Raw genomic sequence first — 20,704 nt, forward strand, 5'->3', positions numbered from 1 at the left:
ATCTGCATCACAGTCCGCGCCGTGAGGTGATAGCACCCAGCGGGTGAGTGCCGCATGATCACGGGGATTCCCGTGGAAAACGATTCAGACGGCCTCACAGCGTGCTCACATGTTGGTGGCGCCCGATGCCTAAAGACGTCGCCCCGGGCGACCGAGCGAGACTCGGTGACCATCTCCGCCGCCGCCGTCGACGACCTCGTCCTCGCGAACCTGCCCCTCGTCGGGTACGCCGTGAGCGAGCTGCTGCACCGCGTCCCGCCCAGCGTGTCCCGGGACGAGCTCGCCTCCGCCGGCAGCCTCGCGCTCGTCATGGCGGCGCGGGCCTACGACCCGACGACGGGGGTCCCGTTCGCGCGGTACGCGTCGCTGCGGATCAAGGGCGCGCTGCTCGACGAGCTGCGGTCCATGGACTGGGCGTCGCGCGGAGCCCGGCAGCGGGTCCGTGAGCTGGCCTCCACCTCCGAGCGACTCACCGCCACCCTGGGCCGCGCCCCGAGCCGCACCGAGCTGGCCGGTGCCATGGGCACCGACGTGGCTGCGGTCGACCGCGCCACGCAGGAGACCGCTCGCCGCGTGCTGAGCATCGACGCCGCCGACCCCGCCATCACGGACATGGTCCGCGACGACGCGCCCAACCCGGAGGAGGCCCTGCTCACCGCGGAGCGCCTGCACTGGCTGCGCGCCGCGGTGCACACGCTTCCCGAGCGGCTGCGCGTCGTGGTCGAGGGCATCTTCCTCCAGGACCGCTCCGTCGCCGAGCTGGCCGACGAGCTGGGCGTCACCCAGTCCCGCATCAGCCAGCTGCGCACCGAGGCGCTGAGCCTGCTGCGCGACGGGCTGAACGCCAACCTCGAGCCCGACCTCGTTGCTGCCGGCGAGCGTCCGGACGGCGTGGCCGAGCGTCGCCGCCACTCGTACTTCGCCGCGATCGCCGCCCGCGCGGCCATGGCGGCCACCCCGACCGCGGCGCCCGGCGTCGTGCCGGTGCAGCGCTCCGCCGTCGCGGCACTGCCGGCCGTGTCCGCCTGACCTCGACGAACTCGTCGCAGAAAACTCCTCAGACCGGCGGATCGCAGCCGATGGGCAGACCAAGCCCATGGAGGGGCTGTTCGGACCCGACTCAAGGAGGAAGATCACGATGGGTCTCTCGATCAACCAGAACATCGCGGCAGTCAACTCGTACCGCAACCTGTCCAACACGCAGAACGACCTGAGCAAGTCGCTCGAGAAGCTCTCGTCCGGCTTCCGCATCAACCGCGCTGCGGACGACGCGGCCGGCCTGGCGATCTCCGAGGGCCTGCGCTCGCAGGTCGGTGGCCTCAAGGTCGCCGCCCGCAACGCCCAGGACGGCATCTCGGTCGTGCAGACCGCTGAGGGCTCCCTCACCGAGGTGCACGCGATCCTGCAGCGGGTTCGCGACCTGGCCGTCCAGGCCGGTAACGACTCCAACAACGCGGACGCTCGCGCCAACATCACGACGGAGGCGACGAGCCTCGTCTCCGAGCTGGACCGGATCGGGAACTCGACGAACTTCAACGGCACCAAGCTCCTCGACGGCTCCGCCGGCGCGGGCTCGGGCAAGCTCACCTTCCAGGTGGGTGCGGACGGCGACACCAACTCCCAGATCGTGGTCGACCTGTCCGGCGCCAACATCAAGTCGCTCTCGGCCGACCTCAAGACCGGTGCGCTCGCGACGTCCGGCACGCAGTTCGACATCGCGGCTGCGGGTGTTACCGCCCTGGCCACGACGCCCGCGACCTTCACGGTGACCCAGGGTGGCGTCGCTACCACGATCACCACGGGCACGCTCGACGCCACGGCTGACGGCTCGGCCGCCGGCTTCCAGTCGGTCGACGAGTACGCCGGGGCTCTCCGGAGCGACGCCGCCTTCGCGGCCAACTTCACGGTCTCGGTCGTGAAGGACGCCAACGGCGCCGGCACCGGCATCGTGGTCTCCGCCAACAACGGCGGAGCGGTCGGCATCGCCGACCCCGACGGCGCGGGCGCGGGGTTCACCGCCGCCGGCACCGCCGGTGCGACCTCGACGGTCGGTCTCAAGTTCGACAGCGCGACCAACGCCCAGGCGTCGATCAAGCTGATCGACGACAAGATCAAGGGCGTCTCCACTGCTCGCGCCAACCTCGGTGCGATGCAGAACCGCCTCGAGCACACCATCAAGAACATCAACGTCTCGGTGGAGAACCTGTCCGCGTCGGAGAGCCGGATCCGCGACACGGACATGGCCTCGGAGATGGTGTCCTTCACCCGCGCGCAGATCCTGTCGCAGGCCGGCACGGCGATGCTCGCGCAGGCCAACCAGATCCCCCAGGGCGTCCTCTCGCTCCTGCGGTGATCCTGACCTGGGCCGCGGGTGATCCCCTGCGGCCCAGGGTTCGACCCACCGGTGGCGGGCTGGCGATAGCCGCCCGCCACCGGTGCACCACCTGATATCAGCTCGCACCAGGAGAGACGGCCCATGGCAGCGCTCGGCATCGACGGACTGGTCAGCGGTCTGCAGACGACCGACCTGATCAACAGCCTGATGTCCGCGGAGGCCGCCCCCCAGACCCTGCTGAAGTCGAAGCAGAGCTCCACCACGTCGCTCGTGACCGCGCTGCAGGCCCTGAACACCAAGGTCGCCTCGCTCGCCGAGTCCGCGACGAAGGCCGCGAAGGCCGTCTCCTGGGACGCCACGAAGGCCACCACGTCGGCCGCCTCGGTCACCGCGACCACCACGACGGGCGCAACGCCCACCGCGCTCAGCTTCACGGTCGACGCCGTCGCCCAGGGACAGGTCTCGCTCACGAGCCCGGCCGACCTGGCGAGGTTCACCGGCGGTGCGTCGACCCTCACCTTCAAGAAGGCGGACGGAACGCTCACCGAGATCGCCGTCGGCACGGACGCCGCGGCGACGGCCCGGGCCATCTCGTCGTCGGCCGCGGGCGTCTCCGCGGTCGCCGTGACCGTGGGTGGCGACACCCGGCTACAGCTCTCCGGGACGTCCACCGGAGCCAGCGCCGCGTTCACGATCTACGCCGGGACCAAGGCGGAGGTCGAGGCGGGCACCGCGACGTCGGTCGGGCTCACGCCCACCCGCACCGCGCAGGACGCGAAGATCACGCTCTGGCCCGGCAGCGGGGCCGCGCAGCAGGCGACCTCCGCCACCAACACGTTCTCCGACGTGCTGGCTGGCACGAGCATCACGGTCTCCAAGGTCGAGACCGACCCGGTCACCCTCACGGTCGCCACCGACACGGCGGCGCTCACGGCGCTGGCCTCGGGCCTCGTCGGCTCGCTCGGGGTGGTGCTCTCGGAGATCTCGTCGCGGACCGCGACCACCACCGCGACGGCCAGCGACGGCCGTACCACGGTCACCGGCGGAATGTTCTCCGGGGACAGTGCGGTGCGCGGGCTCCAGCAGCAGCTGGCCACCGCCGCGTCCTACGCCGTCGACGGTGTGTCGCCGTCCACCGTCGGGATCACGGTGAACCGCGACGGCACGTTCACCTTCGACTCCGCGAAGTTCTCCGCCGCGCTGGCCAAGGACCCGGAGGCGACGCAGAAGGTCGTCGCGGGCCTCGCCCAGCGCGTCGCGGACGTGGCCGACGGTGCCAGCGACTCGATCGACGGCTCGCTGACGCTCAAGATCACGGGCCAGCAGGGCGTCGTCACCGACCTCGGCAAGCAGATCGAGAACTGGGACACGCGGCTGGCCCTGCGACGCGAGTCCCTGCAGAAGACCTACTCCGCCCTCGAGGTCACCCTCTCGGGCCTGCAGTCGCAGTCGTCGTGGCTGTCCAGCCAGCTCGCGTCCCTGTCGGCCTCGAGCTGACCCCGACCGTCCGACCGATCGAAGGGCACCTCTCATGCACAGCGTCCGCTCCCGGTACGTGACCTCCGCGGTCGAGACCGTCGGCCCCGCCCGCCTGCTCACCATGCTGTACGACCGCATGCTGCTGGACGTCGACCGCGGCGTCGAGGCGCTGCAGTCCGGCGACCGGGTGCAGGGCAGCGCGCACCTGCAGCACGCGCAGGAGATCGTGGCCGAGCTCATGGTCAGCCTGCAGCCGGAGGGCTGGGAGGGCGGCGAGCAGCTCATGGCGATCTACCGGTACCTCCTGGCCGAGCTCATCGGTGCCAGCGCCCACGGCGACGCCGACCGGGCGCGGGCGTGCCGGGACCTGGTGCTCCCGCTGGCCGACGCGTGGCACGCCGCCGCGGACGAGCTCACGCGGGCAGCGGCCCCGGCTGCCATGACGGTTCCCGTCGCGACGACCGATGCCGCGATGGGTGCCAGGCTCCTCGGCGTCGGCTGACATGGCCACCGTCACGTCGGGCACCGACCTCTGGGTCGCCGCCTGGTCGGACGCCCTCGACGAGCTGGAGCTGGATCTCGCGACCGCCGAGGCCGCGCTCCGCGACGCCCACCTCGCCAGCGTGGGTGAGGTCGCCCGCGCCGCCGAGTGGCACCCCCGCGGCGATCTCGGTCCGCTGCCGGCCGCCCTGCACGTCCGCGCGCAGGCGCTCCTCGACCGCCAGCTCGACACCGCCCGGCGCACGGCCGAGGCCATGACGCGCAGCCGCCGCCAGATCGCCGCGACGCGTGCCCTGCAGGGCCGTCCGGCGGATGCCGCCGCCGTCTACGTCGACGCCGAGGCCTGAGCCCCCGCACCCGAACGGGTGAAGCCCGATCGGGTTGCAGGAAGTCCTCCACACCCCGGCGTCGCGGCCGATGGGGACAGTGAGCACGGATCGCTCGCACAGCAGGCCACGGATCGGCCGACCTCGTCTCCTCGTCGGTGAGGTGGGTCCGTCATGGGCATGTTCGACTCCGTGAGCTCCGTCGCGCTCAACAGCGCGCTCGACGGTCTCGCACTGCGCCAGCGCGTCATCGCGAACAACGTCGCGAACATCCAGACGCCCGGCTACCAGGCCCAGCGTGTCTCCTTCGAGGACGAGCTGAGCCAAGCGGTCCGGCATGGCAGCGGCGCGGTCACGGCGCAGGTCGCCCGGTCGTTGGAGCCCACGCGCGAGGACGGCAACAACGTCAACCTCGACACCGAGACGCTGCTCAACGTCGACACCAACCTGCGCTACCAGCTGGCGACCCAGGCGATCTCCGGCCAGTTCTCGTCGGTGCGCGCCGCGATGCGGACCAGCTGATGACGATCTTCGGCGCGATCGGCATCGCGGGCACCGGCCTGACGGTCCACCGCAAGTGGCTCGACGCGGTCAGTGACAACCTGGCGAACGTCAGCACGGTCCGGGCCACCAGCGAGGACGCGTTCCGGCAGAAGTACGTGGTCGCCCAGGAGATGCAGGGTGACCAGGCAGGCGTCCAGGTGGCCGGCATCGTCGAGGGCTCCGCGGAGGGCCGGCTCGTGTACGAGCCCGACAACCCGCTGGCCGACGACGCGGGCTACGTGCGCTACCCGGACATCGACATGTCGAGCCAGATGACCCAGCTGATCATGGCTCAGCGCGGCTACCAGGCGAACGCCGCCGTGGTGGACCGCGCCAAGGAGACCTACGCAGCGGCCCTCCAGATCGGACGATGAGCATGAGCTTCCCCGTCACCGCGGTGTCCGCGGTCACCCCCACATCCTTCGTCGGGCCCACGGCCGCGACCACGGCGGCCGACCCCGCGTCGGGCGCCGGGTTCGCCTCGGTGCTCGGCTCGATCGACCAGCTCCAGGGCCTGCAGGCGACGTCGAACAACCTCGCCGTGCAGGCCGTGACCGGTGACCTCGACGACATCCACGACTACACGATCGCCGCGGCCGAGGCGTCGACGGCGATCGAGCTGACCGCCGCGGTGCGCAACAAGGCCGTCGAGGCGTTCTCCGAGATCATGCGGATGCAGGGCTGATGCCCGCGCAGATGCAGGCGGCGATGAGCCGGATGTCGGCGGCCGTCAAGGAGTTCTCGCTGGCCCAGCGCACGCTCGTCATCATCGGCGTGGCGGTGCTCGTGCTCGGTGCCGTGGCGCTGAGCAGCTGGCTCTCCAAGCCGACCATGAGCCCGCTGTTCACCAGCCTCTCGGGGGCGGACGCCAGCGCGGTCGTCGACGAGCTCGAGTCCGCGGGCGTCTCCTACCAGCTGACCGACGGCGGCTCCACGGTGATGGTGCCGGCCGACCAGCTCTACAACCAGCGCATCAAGCTCGCCGCGGCCGGCCTGCCCACCAACGCGGACGGCGGCGGGTATTCGCTGCTCGACGAGATGCCGATGACCTCCTCGGAGTTCCAGCAGCAGAAGACCTACCAGCGCGCGCTCGAGGGCGAGCTGGCCAAGACGATCGGTGCGATCGACGGCGTCGACGCGGCGACCGTGCGGCTGGCCATGCCCGAGGACTCGGTGTTCGTCTCCGAGAAGGCGGACCCGACGGCGTCGGTGTTCGTCCGGACCCGGGCCGGTGCCACGCTCGGCGCCGACCAGGTGCAGTCGATCGTCCACCTGGTGTCCGCGGGGATCGAGGGCATGGAGCCCACCGACGTCGCCGTCGTCGACTCCACCGGCCAGGTGCTCTCCGCCGTGGGCACGGGCGCCACCGGGGGCGGGCTCGCGGGCCGGCAGACGAACGAGTACGAGGAGCGGGTGCGCGGCGCCGTCCAGGCACTGCTCGACCAGGTGGTCGGCGCGGGGCACTCCGCGGTCACGGTGACCGCCGAGCTGGACTACGACGAGACCCAGCGGACCGTGGAGCAGTTCTCCGCCAGCGAGGGGACGCCGCCGCTCGCGTCGTCCACCACCACGGAGGACTACACCGGCTCCGGGGGAACGGCCACTGGCGTGCTGGGACCCGACAACATCGCGGTGCCGGAGGGCGCCTCCGGGACGGGCACGTACACGTCGACCACCGAGGACGTCACCAACGCGGTGAACAAGAGCACCGAGGTCACCACGGCGGCGCCGGGCGCCGTCGAGCGCCAGTCCGTGGCGGTCGCGGTGGACACCGAGGCCGTCGCAGGGATCGACATGGCGGACCTCTCGCAGATGGTCGCGGCCGCCGCGGGCATCGACACGGAGCGCGGCGACACGATCGCGGTGCAGAGCATGGCGTTCGACACGTCGCAGGCGGAGTCGGCCGAGGAGGCTCTCGCCGCGGCGGACGCCGAGGCCGAGGCAGCCGCCAGCAAGTCCTTCGTCCGGCAGGGCGCGATCGCGGGTGCCGCCCTGCTGCTCGTCATCATCGTGGTGATCGCCGTGGCGCGGCGGTCCGGCAGGTCCCGGCGGACGGCGATCGACCTGGGCGAGATCCCGCTCGGTCCCGGCCCGCACGACCCGCTCGGGATCGAGGGCGTGTCCGCCGACGAGCTGCCGGCACTCCCGGCCGGCCCGCGGCAGCTCGCCCCCGACCCCGTCGCGGTCAAGCGCGCGGAGATCGGTGCACTCGCAGACGACCAGCCGGACGAGGTCGCCGACCTGCTGCGTGGCTGGCTCGTGGGCTCCGGCTCGTCGTCGGGACGTGGCCGATGAGCACGCTGACGGGGTCGCAGAAGGCGGCGATGCTCCTGGTGCAGCTCGGTCGCGACCGTGCGGCGCGCGTGATGGCGCAGCTGGACGTCGCGGAGATCGAGGAGCTGACCGCGGAGATCATGCGGCTGGACCGCGTCGACCAGGCCATGGCCGACGAGGTGCTCGAGGAGTTCTACGCCGCGTCCGTCATCGGCCCCGGGGTCGGCGGTGGGATGGGCCTCGCGCAGCACCTGCTCGAGGCCTCGCTCGGCGCCGACCAGGCCGCCGGGGTGATGGAGCGGCTCCAGACGAGCATGGCCGGGCAGCCGTTCGAGTTCCTCCAGCAGGCCGACGCCCGCCAGGTGATCTCGCTGCTGTCCGGTGAGCACCCCCAGGCGATCGCCCTCGTGCTGGCCCACCTGCGTCCCGAGCACGCGTCGGCGATCCTCGCCGGCCTCGAGCCGGACCTGCAGGGCGAGGTCGCGCACCGCATCGCGCTCATGGAGCGGGCGTCGCCCGACGTGGTCGCCGTGATCGCCGACTCGCTCCAGCGCAAGGCCTCGACCGTGCTGGCGCCGCGCGAGCTGGCTCCCGTCGGTGGCGTGCAGCCGCTCGTCGAGATCATCAACCGCGCCGACCCCACCACGGAGAAGCTGATCCTCGAGGGGCTGTCCAGCCGCGACGAGGCGCTGGCCGAGGAGGTCCGCAGCCGGATGTTCGTCTTCGGCGACATCGTCCTGCTCGAGGACCGCGCGATGCAGCTGGTCCTGCGTCAGGTGGAGACGTCCGAGCTCTCCGTGGCGCTCAAGGGCGTCTCGGTCGAGGTGCGCGACACCGTGCTGCGCAACCTGTCCGAGCGTGCCCGCGAGAACCTGGTCGAGGAGATCGACCTGCTCGGTCCGGTCCGTCTGTCGCAGGTGGAGGACGCCCGCGCCGGGATCGTGCAGGCCATCCGCCGGCTCGAGGAGAGCGGGCAGATCGTCATCCGCCGCGACGGGGAGGACGAGTTCGTTGCGTGAGCAGCTGTCGTTCGTGCCCCTCGGCACGCCCGCCTCGCAGGCGCGCTCGCAGGCCGGCGTCGCCACCGCCTTCCGGCCCGCGGTCCTCGACGCGCCGGCGGTGAACGTCGCGGTCCGTGAGGCCTCCCGTGCGGCGGGGTTCGCGGCCGGGTTCGCCGCCGGAGCCCGCGAGGCAGCCGCGACCGCTGCGGTGGAGGCCGCCCGGGTCACCGCCGCGCGTGCCGTGGCCGACGCGGAGGCGTCCGCTGCGCTGGCGCACGCGCTCGACGTGCTCGCGGCAGCCGCGGCCGCGGCCCAGGCGCGCACCGCGCCCGTGCTCGCGGAGGCTGAGGCGCTCCTGCACGCGGGTGCCCTGGAGCTGGCCCGGGCCGTGCTGGGCGTCGAGCTGGACGACGCAGAGCGCTCCGCGACCGCGGCGCTGACCCGGGTCCTGGGGCGCCCGATCACACCCGAGCCGGTGAGCGTCCACCTGCACCCGCGCGACCTCGACGCCCTGCGCGCCGCCGGTGCCGACGAGGTGCCCCCGGGCGTGGAGCTCGTGGCCGACGCAGCACTCGCACCCGGCGACGCCGTGGCCAAGCACGCCGACGGGTACCTCGACGCGCGCATCGGCGCGGCGCTGGGCCGCGCGGCCGCCGCTCTCTCGCAGGACGTCGCATGACGACCGCGCTGCGCAGCCGCTGGGACGACGCGCTCGACGCGGTCGCGCCGGAGGTCGTCGGGACGGTGCGCGGGGTCGTGGGCCTGTCGATCGAGGTGGCCGGCACAGGCGCTGCGGTGGGGGAGCTGGTCCGGCTGGGCGACGACGACCCCGTGCTGGCCGAGGTCGTGGCCACCACCGGCGGCATCGTGCGGTGCATGCCCTTGGGTGCCACCCGGGGCATGCGCGCCGGCATGCCGGTCCGCCCGCTGGGCACCGCGTTGCAGGTGCCCGTCGGCGCAGGGCTCCTGGGACGGGTGCTGGACGGGCTCGGACGGCCGATCGACGGTAAGGGTCCGCTGCGCGCCGACGCGTGGGTCCCGGTGGACGGCAGCGCGCCGCACCCGCTGGACCGCGCCCGCGTCGACACCCCGCTGGACCTCGGCGTCCGCGTGCTCGACACGCTGGTCACCGTGGGTCGCGGCCAGCGGCTCGGTCTGTTCGCCGGGTCGGGCGTCGGCAAGTCCAGCCTGCTGTCGATGATCGCGCGCGGCACGGACGCCGAGGTGTCGGTGATCGCGCTGGTGGGGGAGCGCGGCCGTGAGGTGCGTGAGTTCCTCGAGGACGACCTCGGCCCGGAGGGGCTGGCGCGCAGCGTCGTCGTCGTCGCGACCTCCGACGAGCCGCCGCTGGTGCGGCTCCGGTCCGCGTTCGTCGCCACCCGGATCGCGGAGCACCTGCGCGACGGCGGGGCGCACGCCGTGCTGATGATGGACTCGCTCACCCGCGTCGCCATGGCGCAGCGCGAGATCGGGCTGTCGGTCGGCGAGCCGCCCGCCACCCGCGGGTACCCGCCGAGCACGTTCGCCCTGCTCGCCCAGCTGCTCGAGCGTGCCGGCACCGGAGCGACCGGCTCGGTCACCGGGCTGTACACGGTCCTCGTCGACGGGGACGACCACAACGAGCCGATCGCCGACGCCGCCCGCTCGATCCTCGACGGGCACGTGGTCCTCGACCGCCGCCTGGCCGTCGCCGGCCACTTCCCGAGCGTCGACGCGCTCGCGTCGATCAGTCGCGTCGCGTCGCGGGTCTCCTCGACCGAGCGCCAGCTGCTCGCCCGCCGGCTGCGCGCCGTGATGGCCGCGCGCCGCCAGGCGCAGGACCTCCTCGATGTCGGCGCCTACGTGGCGGGCTCCAACCCGCTCGTCGACGCGGCCGTCACGCACGGGCGGTCCATCGACGCGTTCCTGTGCCAGGGCATGGACGAGTCCGCCCCGGCCGAGCAGTCGTGGGCGCACCTGGCTGCGCTCGTGCACGCCCTCGGGGACCTGTCGTGACCCGCGCGTTCCCGCTGGCCGGGCTGCTGCGCCTGCGCGCCCTCGCCGAGGACCAGGCAGCCTCCGAGCTGGCCCAGGCGCGCCGCGAGCAGGCGTCCGCCGAGCGCCGCGCACGGGAGACGGCCGAGCGCCTCTCGGGGTCGACCATGCCCGCCGTGGGCGACCGCCTCGCCTGGCACGCGGCGGTTGCCGGTCGGGCCGCGCTCGGGGCGCTGCTCGTCGAGAGGCGCGTCGAGGTGGTGCAGGCCGAGTCCGCGACCGACGACCGCGCGCAGACCTGGACCGATGCGCGCCAGCGCGTGCGGGCGCTCGAGCGGCTCGAGGAGCGGCACGACGAGGCGGAGCGTGCCGAGGAGGCGCGCGCGGAGCAGAAGGTGCTCGACGAGGTTGCCGGTCGACGCGCCGCCGAGGACCGGGGGACGGACGCATGACCGCCGGGATCATGGCCGTGCAGGCCCGGATCGGGGAGCTGCGCCAGGTGGTCGAGGGACCGGCACCCACCGCGACGGTCGCGAGGCCGACGGCGAGCATCTCGTTCGACGCCGCGCTCACCGCGGCCGCGGCCGTGCAGACCACCACGCCGACCACGGCGGCACCTACCGGCCAGGATCTCGTCTCCGCGGCCACGACGTACCTCGGCGTGCCGTACGTGTGGGGCGGGGAGTCGCTCGACGAGGGCGGCCTCGACTGCTCCGGGCTGGTGCAGCGCGCGCTCGCCGACATCGGCGTGACGGACGTGCCGCGGGTCGCCCGCGAGCAGATGACCCTCGGGACCGCGGTCCCGTCGCTCGACCAGGCGCTGCCCGGGGACCTCGTCGTCTTCGGGGGCGGCAGCCACATCGGGATCTACGTGGGAGACGGCAAGATGATCGACGCCCCCAAGCCCGGCAAGGCGGTGATCGTCCGCGACGTCTACACGGAGCCGACGGCTATCCGCCGCATCCTGCCGCAGGCCGGAGCCGCAGCGACCGCGACCACGGACAGCCGTACGGCGGTCGCCGCCGCGCAGCGTGCCGCACTCCAGGCGCTCGCCGGACTGGGCGCCACCGCATGACCGCCGCCCTCACGGCACTGCCGCCGGCCGCCCCGCGACCCGCCCGCACCGGCGCGACCGCGCCGCAGGGCGACTTCGCCCAGGTGCTCGAGCAGGTGTCCGCGCGGGCCGACGCCCCGGGCACCCGCGACCGGTCGACCGCGCGCGCCGACGACCGGTCGTCGGACGAGACCGCGGAGCCGACGACCGTGCGGCCGGGCTCGCCGGCGACGCGCGACCGTGCCACCACCGAGACCGATGCCGGTGCGGTGGACGACGAGATCGCCGCGGCGGCCGCCGCCGGGGCGACCGGCACCACGACCGCGACCGACGTCCCGGCCGCCGCTCCGGCCGTCGTGACCGACGCCTCCGCCTTGGTCGCGCCGACCGCCGCCGCGGTTCCCGCGCCCGTGGTCGTGCCGCCGACCGCCCCGGTCGCCGTGGACCCCGCCGCCGCCGTGCCCACCACCGTCCAGTCACCGGCCACCCCGTCCCTCCCGACCGCCGCTCCCGCCGGTCAGACCGCGGTCGCACCGACGGTCCCGGTGGACCCGCCCCTGCCGACCGCGGCCGGCGTCGACAGGGTGGCCGCAGGCATCGACCGCCCCGCGGCCGGCCCCGCGCAGGCGCCGGCGTCGGTGTCCGACGACCAGGTCGCCCGCCCGACGACCCCGGCCGGCACGACGCCCCCCGTGCCCGCGGCGGACCAGCCGACGGTCGCGAGCCCGACCCCGACCGCGGTCCCGACGGCGGCCGTCGTCGCGCCTACCGCCCCCGCGCCCACCACCCCGACCGCCCCGACCATGCCCGCCGTGCCGGCCCAGCCGACCCCCCCGCCGCTCGCCGAGCAGCTCGGCGCACGGCTCACCGCCCTCACCGGTCCCGGCGGGCTCAGCCACGGGCGGCACATCCTCACCGTCCCGGTCGACCCGGAGAACCTCGGACCGGTGCGGATCGTCGCCCACATCGGGCCGGAGTCGGTCCGCGTCGAGCTGGTGGGTGCCACCGAGGCGTCCCGCGAGGCGCTGCGCGGTGCCCTGTCCGACCTGCGCCGGGACCTCGCGGCGAGCGGGCTCACCGTCGACGTGGGCCCCGAGGGCGGGCGGTCCGACGGTCGCGAGCCGGACGCACGCGGTGCGCTGCCCTGGCAGCGGGCGCGGGTGCCGGCCCACGAGCCCGGCACCCCGGTGCCGGCGGCGCCCGACCGACCACCGTCCCGAGGGCTCGACCTCCTCGCCTGACACCCACCCGACCGTCCCCCAGCACCCCGGAGGAAGCATGTCCATCGACGTCTCGTCGTTCGGCGCGGCACGTGCCGCGACCGGCACCGGCACCGCCGGCTCCAGCACCGCCGGCAACGGTGAGCTGGACAAGCAGGCGTTCCTCGACCTGCTGGTCGCGCAGCTGCGCAACCAGGACCCGAGCAGCCCCATGGACTCGTCGCAGCTCATGGCGCAGACCACCCAGCTCACCACCATGGAGAAGCTCGTCGAGCTCTCCGACACCTCGCGCGAGTCCTTCGCGCTCCAGATGCGCATGGCTGCCGCCTCCCTGGTGGGGCAGCAGGTCACCTGGGCCGACGCCGACGGCGGCGGTCACACCGGCACGGTCTCCGGCGTCTCCTACGCCGGCTCCGTGCCCACAGTGACGGTGGGCGACCAGACCGTCGCGCTCGACGCCGTCTCGTCCGTCACCAAGCCCACCCCCGCCTGACGTTCTCGAAGGGAACCTGACATGCTCCGCTCGCTCTTCTCCGGCATCAGTGGCCTCCGCAGCCACCAGACCATGCTCGACGTCACCGGCAACAACATCGCCAACGTCAACACCACCGGCTTCAAGTCGTCGCAGACCCAGTTCCAGGACACGCTCAGCCAGGTCCTGCAGAACGCGGGCGGCGCCCAGGCGGGCACGGGCGGCACCAACCCGGCGCAGGTCGGCCTGGGTGTGCGCGTCGCGGGCATCACCACCAACTTCACGCAGGGGGCGTCCCAGATCACCGGGCGCAGCACCGACATGATGATCCAGGGCGACGGGTTCTTCATCGTCCGCAAGGGCGCCGAGACGTACTACACGCGCGCCGGCTCGTTCGACTTCGACGCGACGGGCCAGATGGTGCTCCCCGGCGAGGGTGCGCTGGTGCAGGGCTGGGCCGCGGTCAACGGTGTCGTCGACACCAACGGCCCGCTCTCCGACCTGCGGGTCCCGGCGGGCGCGATCATGCCCGCGGTCGCGACGACGTCGGCCACCTACGAGGGCAACCTCGACGCGGACGCCGCGGTCGGCACCGTCCTGGAGCGCACGGTGGGCGTGTTCGACGCGGTCGGCAACGAGCGCGAGCTGGCCCTCACGTTCACCAAGTCCGCCACCGGCTGGTCCCTGTCCGCCACGGACGGCACCGCGACGGCCACGCCGGGCGCCCTGACGTTCGCGGCCGACGGCTCGCTGACCACGCCCACCACCCTCACGGTCGGCGGCGTCGCGGTCGACATCTCCGGCCTGTCCGGGTTCGCAGGGCTGGACACCGTCAAGGCGAAGACGCAGGACGGGCAGGCCGCCGGCACGTTGCAGAGCTTCGCGCTCGGCGCCGACGGCACCATCACCGGCTCGTTCAGCAACGGACTCAAGCAGACGATCGGCCGCCTGGCGCTCGGCTCGTTCACCAACCCGTCGGGTCTGGAGAAGGCCGGCGGCTCGCTGTTCCGCACGTCGGTGAACTCCGGTGACCCGCAGGTCGGCGCCGCCGGCACGGGCGGCCGCGGGTCGCTGGCCGGTGGGTCGCTCGAGATGTCGAACGTCGACCTGTCCGCCGAGTTCACCTCGCTGATCATCGCGCAGCGCGGGTTCCAGGCGAACTCGCGGGTCATCACCACCTCCGACGAGGTGCTGCAGGAGCTCGTCAACCTCAAGCGCTGACGGTTCGTCCGGGGAGGGGCAGGCTCATGCAGGGGATCGCCGCGATCGCGCAGCGCATGGCGCAGATCCAGGCACTCGTGGCACCGCCGGTGGTGGTCCGCGCGACCACCGCCGCTGGCGCGACGACGGGCACGTCGTTCGCCGACGCGCTCGCCCAGGAGGTCGCCCGCACGACACCGGTGCCGACCGCGGCCCGGCTCAACGGCGACGGCGTCCCGGCCGAGCTCGCCGCGTACGGCAACGGGAAGATCCCCGCGTCGGCCCTGCAGGAGGTCGGCTCCACGGGCCACCGGCTCTGGGCACCCGCCGCGCAGGCGCTCACCGGCCTGATCTCCGCAGCGGCGGCCGACGGGGTGACCGTCGGCATCTCCGACTCGTACCGCTCGTACGCGGGGCAGGTCGACGTCGCGCAGCGCAAGGGTCTGTACAGCGAGGGCGGTCTCGCGGCCGCGCCGGGCACCAGCGACCACGGCTGGGGGATGGCCGTCGACCTCGACCTCGGCTCCGTCGCGCAGGCGTGGATGCGGGCGCACGGGGCGGAGCACGGCTTCGTCGAGGACACCCCGCGCGAGCCGTGGCACTGGGCCTACACCCCGTAGGTGTCCGACAGCCGTCGGAGAAGACTCCTCAGATCCCCGCGGTGCCGGTCGATCGGAAGGTCATGCGGGCCCACGGACGGGACCGAGCAGCGGCATCAGCGGCTGCAGGAGCAGGTGACCAGGGACGGGTATCGCCGTGATTGTCGTGACGCGCCTTGCCGGAGGGCAGTTCGGGGTGAACCCCGACCTCATCCAGCGCATCGACAGCGCGCCGGACACGATCCTCACCCTCATCGACGGCACCAAGTACATCGTCGCCGAGTCGATGCCCGAGGTCATCGACCGCATCCAGGAACAGCGCGCGCAGATCCTCGCCCGCGCCCAGGAGATCCAGGTCCAGCCGCGCATGGAGCTGGTGCCGGATCTTCCGTCCGAGCCCGACGACGACGAGCCCGCCCCGGGCGGCACGTTCGCGCCGCCCGTCCCCTTCCGACCGAGGAGCGGCTGATGGACCCCGCCGGCCTGATCGGCATCGGCATCGCGTTCGCTGCCATCTTCGGGGCGCTGTTCCTCGAGGGTGCGGACCCGATGTCGATCTTCCTGCCCGCCCCCCTGCTGCTCGTCTGGGTGGGGACCGTCGGCGTCGGCATCGCCGGGCACACCATCAAGGACGTCGTCGGGTCGTTCGCCGCCGTGCCGCGCGCGCTGCGCAGCAAGGCACCGGACCCGGCCGCCACCGTGGACACCGTGGTCGAGCTGGCCGACCGCGCGCGACGCGAGGGTCTGCTCGCCCTGGAGGACGCGACGCGCACGATCGACGACCCGTTCCTGCGCGGCGGCCTGCAGGCGGCGATCGACGGCACCGATCCGGACGACCTGCGCACGATCCTCGAGGACAAGATCTCGACCAAGCGGACGCGGGACCGGGTGCACGCCAAGTACTTCGTGGACATGGGCGGGTACGCGCCCACCATCGGGATCATCGGCACGGTCATCTCGCTGGTGCACGTGCTGGAGAACCTGTCCAAGCCGGCCGAGCTGGGGCACTCCATCGCCGCCGCCTTCGTCGCGACGCTCTGGGGGATCCTGTCCGCGAACGTCGTCTGGCTCCCGCTCGGGGCGCGGATCCGCCGCATCTCCGACCTGGAGTGCGCCCAGATGGAGGTCACGCTCGAGGGCCTGCTCGCCGTGCAGGCGGGTGCGAACCCGCGCCTGGTCGGCGAGCGGCTGCGCAGCCTGCTGCCCGAGGACTCGCCCGCCAAGTCCGCCAAGGCCGCCGCGTGAGTGCCACCACCGCCCATCGGGGCCGGTCGAGGCGCGGTGGCGGCCACGAGGAGGAGCACGTCAACCACGAGCGCTGGCTGATCAGCTACTCGGACATGATCACCGTGCTGATGGCCCTGTTCATCGTCCTGTTCGCCATCAGCCAGGTGGACCAGGACAAGTACGTCGCCCTGCGGGACAGCCTCTCCGCGGGCTTCCAGGACACGACGACGTCCCCGTCGGTGCTCGACGGCAGCGCGGGCACCATGGACGGCACGAGCATCGTCCCGGAGACCAGCCCTGCCGCCGGCACCGCCGGCATGGTGAGCGCCGACAACGGCCTCGGGATGCAGGGCGCCGAGCCCGTGCCGCAGCCGACCACGACCGCGTCGGTGGACCCCGCGGTGCTGGCGGCGGCCGAGAAGGAGGCCGCCCACCTGCAGGAGCTGCAGGCGACGATCGCCGCGAACCTGGCGGCCAACGGGCTCGACGGCACCGTCCGGTTCCGGATCGACGAGCGCGGGCTGGTGCTCGGCCTGGTCGCCGACGACGTCTTCTTCGCCGCCGCGAGCGCCGAGATGACGGAGACCGCCCGCCGGGTGCTGGACGTGGCGGCGCCGTCGCTGGTGGGCCTCGGGGAGCAGATCTCCGTCGAGGGCCACGCCAACGTGATCCCGGTGTCCGGCCGCTACGCCACCAACTGGGAGCTCTCGACCGACCGCGCGACCCAGGTGCTGCGGCACCTCGTCGAGCGCGACGGCATGCCCGGCGGCCGGATCATGGCGATCGGCTTCGGCGACACCCGCCCGCTCGTCGCCGACGGGTCGGCCGAGGCCCTCGTGCAGAACCGCCGCGTCGACCTCGTCATCCTGAGCGCCGCACCCGAGCAGGTGCGCGCGCTCATCCCCGCCCTGACCGCGAAGGGATAGCGCCATGCCCATCGAGCAGCGAGTGGTCTCCGGAGCCAAGATCGGCGGCAAGAAGATCGGCGGAGGGTCGGCCTCGTCGACCCCCGCGGTCCAGGCCGAGGCGCCCGCGAAGAAGTCCAGGAAGAAGCTCCTCCTCGTCGTCGGCGCCGTGGTGCTGCTGGCCGGGGGTGCCGCCGCGTACCTCCTGCTGGGCAAGGGCGGCGGCGGCGAGCCTGCCGCCGAGCCGGCGCCGGTGCCGGGTGCTGTCCTCACGGTGGAGCCGGTGAGCCTCAACCTGGCCGAGGGCCACTACCTGCGCCTCGGCCTCGCGCTGCAGCTCACGGAGGAGGCCGGCGAGGAGGCCCCGGACACCGCGCGGGCACTCGACCTGGCCATCGCCCTGTTCTCGGGCCGCACCGTCGCCGAGGTCTCCGACCCGGCGACGCGCGACGCCCTGACCGCCGAGCTGGCGCACCAGCTCGCCGAGGCCTACGAGGGCGAGGTGATGGACGTCTACCTGACGAACTACGTCACGCAGTAGGCCGGCACAGCCGGCAACCCGGGGCGCCATGGAGGGCGCCACACCGCTCCGCACAGCACCACATCCCGACCCAGGACGGGTCGGTGCGGAGAAGATCCAGCGACAACCGCTCACAAGCTGTGCGCGCCCGCCGATGGGCAGCACGTGACGGTCCAGGACACGATGCCCGCGCGCTCGGCGACAGCTTCTGCGTCGGCCGTGCGCCGCAGTCGCGCCGCAGAGCCCGAGCCCTACGACTTCCGTCGTCCGCTCACGCTCCCGCGAGAGCACGCCCGGCACCTGGAGATGGCGTTCGAGCGGTTCGGCCGGCAGTTCGGCAACCAGCTCACCGCCCGCCTGCGCACCCTGACCCACCTCACGCTTGACCAGCTGTCGCTGAGCACGTACGACGAGTACGTCAACCGCCTGCCGACGCCCACCGCGATGGTGCTCTGCACGATCACCCAGACCCGGCAGACGGCGATGCTCCAGCTCCCGGTCGCCGCGACGATGGTGTGGATCGACTACCTGTTCGGCGGCGACGGGCGCGGCGACGACCGGGAGGGCCGCGAGCTCACCGAGATCGAGCTCACGCTCGTGCGGGACCTGCTCCAGCACTCGCTCAGCGACCTCGAGTACGCGTTCGCCGGGTTGGCGCCGCTGGGGGTGACCGTGCGCGGCGTGCAGTACAACCCGCAGTTCGTGCAGGCCGCCGGGGCCTCCGACACGGTCCTCGTCGCGTCCTTCACCCTGCGCCTCGGCGAGCGCGAGGACGCCCTGACCCTCATGCTCCCGGCCGACACCATGCTCGCCACCCTGCGCGCCGCGGACGGCCCCGTCGCCCGCTCCGAGGACGAGCGCCGGGCCGCCGCGCTCGCCCACGTCGACCTCGAGCGCGCCGTGCAGGACGTGCCCGTCGAGGTCGCCGTCCGCTTCCGCCCCGTGGTCATCCACCCGCGCGACGTCGTCCACCTCGCGGTGGGGGACGTGCTGCCCCTGTCCCACCCGTCGACCGAGCCGCTGGACGTGGTCGTCGACGGGGTCGTGCTCGCCCAGGCCGCCGCCGGCAGCCACGGGTCCCGGCTCGCCTGCCGCGTCGTCACCGTCGAGGAGAACCCCGCATGAACCTCACCGAAGTCCCGACGGCTCGCAGCGCGGCCGACGTCGACGCCGCCGCGACCGCGCTCGCGGCAGCGTCCGCCGCCGCCGCGCTGGTCCCGTCCGCCGTGGCGCTCGTCGCGGTGCCGGCGGACCACACCGAGGTCCCGACGGGCGCGACCGCCCTGGTCGCCTCGTTCGTCGGCTCGCCCAGCGCCGAGCTGGCCCTGGTCGCGGCGGACGTCATCGAGGACGCCCTGGTGTCCGGCGCAGCCGCGGGGACGCCCCTCGCGCTCGCCGACGCGCTGCGTCCCGCGCTCGAGGCCGCCGCCGAGGTGCTCGGCGCCGGCGTGCTCGAGCCCGGCAGGTCCGAGCCGGTGGCGGGTGTGCTCGGCCCGGACACCCACGTCGTCGCCCTCCAGCAGGCGGGCGTGCCGGTCGCCTGGTTCGCGCTGCGCGTCCGCGGCCCCCGTGTGACCGCGCCCACCGCCACCGCGACGACCCCGCGCGCCAACCTGCGCATGCTCTACGACGTCGAGATGACCCTGACGGCCGAGATCGGCCGCACCCGCCTGCCCGTGCGCCAGGTGCTCGAGCTCGCGCCCGGCGCCGTGCTGGAGCTGGACCGCACCGCGGGCAGCCCCGCCGACGTCCTGGTCAACGGCCGGCTCGTCGCGCGCGGGGAGGTCGTCGTCGTCGACGAGGCCTACGGCATCCGCGTGACGGAGATCGTGCCGGGTACGGAGCCGGCTGTCTGATGGTCTCGACGATGCTCGTGCTGCGGGTGCTGCTGGCCCTGACCTGCGTGGTCGGGCTCATCTGGTTCATCGGCCGCCGGTTCGGCGGCGGTCAGCCGCAGCGGTCGTCGCGCGAGCACGTCGTCAAGCTCGTCGGCCGCCAGTCGGTCGGCCGGCACACGGGTGTCGCGGTCGTCGCGGTGGGCAACCGCCGGTTGCTGCTGGGGTACGGCGACCAGCAGGTCACTCTGCTCACCGAGCTGGGCCCCGTGGTCGAGCTCCCGCCGGAGCCGGTGGCCGAGCAGACCGGTCCGCGCCGCGACTGGGTGGCGTCCGCGCTCTCGGCGACCGGCCGCGTCCCCTCGCCACGCCCGGCGCCGTCGCTGGAGACCGCGTCCCCGGAGCCCGCCGCCCTCGAGCAGGCCCCCGCGACGTCGACGCTGCAGGGCTCGATCCTCGCGCCGGAGACGTGGCGTCAGGCCGTCCGCACGCTGCAGGACCGCACGGTGCGCCGATGATCTTCGCCCCCACGCCGCCTACGCCGCCCGGTATCCCCGCGCTGGGCGACACGGTCACGGTCGCGGTCAACGGTGTGAACGGCGCGCCGAGCAGCTCGATCGTCGTGCTGCTCGCGATCACCCTGCTCTCGGTGGCGCCCGCGGTGCTGCTGATGACCACGAGCTTCACCAAGATCTTCGTCGTCCTGTCCTTCACCCGGAACGCCCTCGGCCTGCAAGGCGTGCCGCCCAACCAGGTGCTGGCGGGACTGGCGCTCTTCCTCAGCCTGTTCATCATGGCGCCCGTGATCTCCGACGTGAACGAGCTCGGGGTGCAGCCCTATCTCGCGGGGGACGCGACGTTCACCGAGGCGGTCGACGTCGGCAAGGCCCCGCTCCAGGAGTTCATGCTGGAGCACACGCGCGAGGAGGACCTCGCCCTGCTCACCCGCGCGGCGGGGCTGGAGAACCCGGAGGACCCGTCCGCGGTCCCGTTCGGCACCCTGGTCCCCGCGTTCCTGCTCTCCGAGCTGCGCTCGGCGTTCATCATGGGCTTCGTCATCTTCGTGCCGTTCCTGGTCATCGACCTGGTGGTCTCGGCGTCGCTGATGTCGATGGGCATGATGATGCTGCCCCCGGTGATGATCGCCCTGCCGTTCAAGCTGCTGCTCTTCGTGCTCGTCGACGGCTGGGGCCTGGTGGTCACGGCTCTCGTGGGCTCGTACACCGGGGCGGGGTAGCG

At 73.4% G+C, this 20,704-nt stretch carries 26 protein-coding genes; all 26 read left to right on the forward strand.

The window, feature by feature from the left end; translation table 11 throughout:
• Positions 1 to 165 precede the first annotated feature (165 nt).
• The 26 genes from AC1DXT_RS03835 to fliP all read left to right on the forward strand — a co-directional run bounded on the left by AC1DXT_RS03835 (position 166) and on the right by fliP (position 20,702).
• The gene (locus tag AC1DXT_RS03835) at positions 166 to 1,029 is read left to right on the forward strand and encodes a sigma-70 family RNA polymerase sigma factor (RefSeq protein ID WP_477060030.1); all 864 of its coding nucleotides are present in this window, start codon (positions 166 to 168) and stop codon (positions 1,027 to 1,029) included.
• A 109-nt stretch (positions 1,030 to 1,138) separates the two neighbouring features.
• On the forward strand, positions 1,139 to 2,353 hold the full coding sequence (locus AC1DXT_RS03840; RefSeq protein ID WP_477060031.1) for a flagellin N-terminal helical domain-containing protein: 1,215 nt from the start codon (positions 1,139 to 1,141) through the stop codon (positions 2,351 to 2,353).
• A gap of 123 nt (positions 2,354 to 2,476) precedes the next feature.
• Complete coding sequence (fliD, locus tag AC1DXT_RS03845; protein ID WP_477060032.1) at positions 2,477 to 3,832, forward strand: flagellar filament capping protein FliD; 1,356 nt, start codon at positions 2,477 to 2,479, stop codon at positions 3,830 to 3,832.
• Positions 3,833 to 3,866: 34 nt separating this feature from the next.
• Positions 3,867 to 4,316: a flagellar export chaperone FliS gene (locus AC1DXT_RS03850; RefSeq protein WP_477060033.1), complete on the forward strand. Its 450-nt coding sequence runs from the start codon at positions 3,867 to 3,869 to the stop codon at positions 4,314 to 4,316.
• A 1-nt stretch (position 4,317) separates the two neighbouring features.
• Positions 4,318 to 4,662 carry a hypothetical protein gene (locus AC1DXT_RS03855; protein ID WP_477060034.1) on the forward strand — a complete coding sequence of 115 codons (345 nt, stop codon included), beginning with the start codon at positions 4,318 to 4,320 and terminating at the stop codon, positions 4,660 to 4,662.
• A 159-nt stretch (positions 4,663 to 4,821) separates the two neighbouring features.
• A complete protein-coding gene (gene flgB, locus AC1DXT_RS03860; protein ID WP_477060809.1) occupies positions 4,822 to 5,163 on the forward strand; it encodes a flagellar basal body rod protein FlgB in 342 nt (113 codons plus the stop codon).
• Entirely contained in the window at positions 5,163 to 5,558 is a 396-nt protein-coding gene (flgC, locus tag AC1DXT_RS03865) for a flagellar basal body rod protein FlgC (RefSeq protein ID WP_477060035.1), read from the forward strand. Before flgB ends, flgC begins: the two co-directional genes overlap by 1 nt.
• A 2-nt stretch (positions 5,559 to 5,560) precedes the next feature.
• Positions 5,561 to 5,869, forward strand: coding sequence for a flagellar hook-basal body complex protein FliE (fliE, locus tag AC1DXT_RS03870; RefSeq protein WP_477060036.1), 309 nt, complete (start codon positions 5,561 to 5,563; stop codon positions 5,867 to 5,869).
• Positions 5,869 to 7,479 carry a flagellar basal-body MS-ring/collar protein FliF gene (gene fliF, locus AC1DXT_RS03875; RefSeq protein WP_477060037.1) on the forward strand — a complete coding sequence of 537 codons (1,611 nt, stop codon included), beginning with the start codon at positions 5,869 to 5,871 and terminating at the stop codon, positions 7,477 to 7,479. Before fliE ends, fliF begins: the two co-directional genes overlap by 1 nt.
• Positions 7,476 to 8,477, forward strand: coding sequence for a flagellar motor switch protein FliG (fliG, locus tag AC1DXT_RS03880; protein ID WP_477060038.1), 1,002 nt, complete (start codon positions 7,476 to 7,478; stop codon positions 8,475 to 8,477). The genes fliF and fliG overlap by 4 nt, the downstream gene beginning before the upstream one ends.
• Positions 8,470 to 9,138, forward strand: coding sequence for a FliH/SctL family protein (locus AC1DXT_RS03885; RefSeq protein WP_477060039.1), 669 nt, complete (start codon positions 8,470 to 8,472; stop codon positions 9,136 to 9,138). The genes fliG and AC1DXT_RS03885 overlap by 8 nt, the downstream gene beginning before the upstream one ends.
• Complete coding sequence (locus AC1DXT_RS03890; RefSeq protein WP_477060040.1) at positions 9,135 to 10,454, forward strand: FliI/YscN family ATPase; 1,320 nt, start codon at positions 9,135 to 9,137, stop codon at positions 10,452 to 10,454. Before AC1DXT_RS03885 ends, AC1DXT_RS03890 begins: the two co-directional genes overlap by 4 nt.
• A complete protein-coding gene (gene fliJ / locus AC1DXT_RS03895) occupies positions 10,451 to 10,885 on the forward strand; it encodes a flagellar export protein FliJ (protein ID WP_477060041.1) in 435 nt (144 codons plus the stop codon). The genes AC1DXT_RS03890 and fliJ overlap by 4 nt, the downstream gene beginning before the upstream one ends.
• Positions 10,882 to 11,508 (forward strand): C40 family peptidase, encoded by a 627-nt coding sequence (locus tag AC1DXT_RS03900; protein WP_477060042.1) that lies wholly within the window; start codon positions 10,882 to 10,884, stop codon positions 11,506 to 11,508. Before fliJ ends, AC1DXT_RS03900 begins: the two co-directional genes overlap by 4 nt.
• Positions 11,505 to 12,728: a flagellar hook-length control protein FliK gene (locus AC1DXT_RS03905; RefSeq protein ID WP_477060043.1), complete on the forward strand. Its 1,224-nt coding sequence runs from the start codon at positions 11,505 to 11,507 to the stop codon at positions 12,726 to 12,728. The genes AC1DXT_RS03900 and AC1DXT_RS03905 overlap by 4 nt, the downstream gene beginning before the upstream one ends.
• Before the next feature lie 37 nt (positions 12,729 to 12,765).
• Positions 12,766 to 13,200, forward strand: a complete 435-nt coding sequence (locus AC1DXT_RS03910) for a flagellar hook assembly protein FlgD (protein WP_477060044.1) — start codon at positions 12,766 to 12,768, stop codon at positions 13,198 to 13,200.
• Positions 13,201 to 13,221: 21 nt separating this feature from the next.
• A complete protein-coding gene (locus tag AC1DXT_RS03915) occupies positions 13,222 to 14,400 on the forward strand; it encodes a flagellar hook protein FlgE (protein WP_477060045.1) in 1,179 nt (392 codons plus the stop codon).
• 26 nt (positions 14,401 to 14,426) lie between these two features.
• On the forward strand, positions 14,427 to 14,999 hold the full coding sequence (locus AC1DXT_RS03920) for a M15 family metallopeptidase (RefSeq protein WP_477060046.1): 573 nt from the start codon (positions 14,427 to 14,429) through the stop codon (positions 14,997 to 14,999).
• 145 nt (positions 15,000 to 15,144) lie between these two features.
• Entirely contained in the window at positions 15,145 to 15,447 is a 303-nt protein-coding gene (locus tag AC1DXT_RS03925) for a flagellar FlbD family protein (protein WP_477060047.1), read from the forward strand.
• Entirely contained in the window at positions 15,447 to 16,223 is a 777-nt protein-coding gene (locus tag AC1DXT_RS03930) for a motility protein A (protein WP_477060048.1), read from the forward strand. Before AC1DXT_RS03925 ends, AC1DXT_RS03930 begins: the two co-directional genes overlap by 1 nt.
• Positions 16,220 to 17,131, forward strand: coding sequence for an OmpA/MotB family protein (locus AC1DXT_RS03935; protein ID WP_477060049.1), 912 nt, complete (start codon positions 16,220 to 16,222; stop codon positions 17,129 to 17,131). The genes AC1DXT_RS03930 and AC1DXT_RS03935 overlap by 4 nt, the downstream gene beginning before the upstream one ends.
• Before the next feature lie 4 nt (positions 17,132 to 17,135).
• Positions 17,136 to 17,651: a flagellar basal body-associated FliL family protein gene (locus tag AC1DXT_RS03940; RefSeq protein ID WP_477060050.1), complete on the forward strand. Its 516-nt coding sequence runs from the start codon at positions 17,136 to 17,138 to the stop codon at positions 17,649 to 17,651.
• Positions 17,652 to 17,795: 144 nt separating this feature from the next.
• Positions 17,796 to 18,755 carry a flagellar motor switch protein FliM gene (locus AC1DXT_RS03945; RefSeq protein WP_477060051.1) on the forward strand — a complete coding sequence of 320 codons (960 nt, stop codon included), beginning with the start codon at positions 17,796 to 17,798 and terminating at the stop codon, positions 18,753 to 18,755.
• Positions 18,752 to 19,486 carry a flagellar motor switch protein FliN gene (gene fliN / locus AC1DXT_RS03950; RefSeq protein WP_477060052.1) on the forward strand — a complete coding sequence of 245 codons (735 nt, stop codon included), beginning with the start codon at positions 18,752 to 18,754 and terminating at the stop codon, positions 19,484 to 19,486. Before AC1DXT_RS03945 ends, fliN begins: the two co-directional genes overlap by 4 nt.
• Positions 19,486 to 19,983 carry a FliO/MopB family protein gene (locus tag AC1DXT_RS03955; protein WP_477060053.1) on the forward strand — a complete coding sequence of 166 codons (498 nt, stop codon included), beginning with the start codon at positions 19,486 to 19,488 and terminating at the stop codon, positions 19,981 to 19,983. The genes fliN and AC1DXT_RS03955 overlap by 1 nt, the downstream gene beginning before the upstream one ends.
• Positions 19,935 to 20,702 carry a flagellar type III secretion system pore protein FliP gene (gene fliP / locus AC1DXT_RS03960; RefSeq protein WP_477060054.1) on the forward strand — a complete coding sequence of 256 codons (768 nt, stop codon included), beginning with the start codon at positions 19,935 to 19,937 and terminating at the stop codon, positions 20,700 to 20,702. The genes AC1DXT_RS03955 and fliP overlap by 49 nt, the downstream gene beginning before the upstream one ends.
• Positions 20,703 to 20,704 lie beyond the last annotated feature (2 nt).

This window comes from Cellulomonas sp. P1_G12_2, from assembly GCF_056405535.1.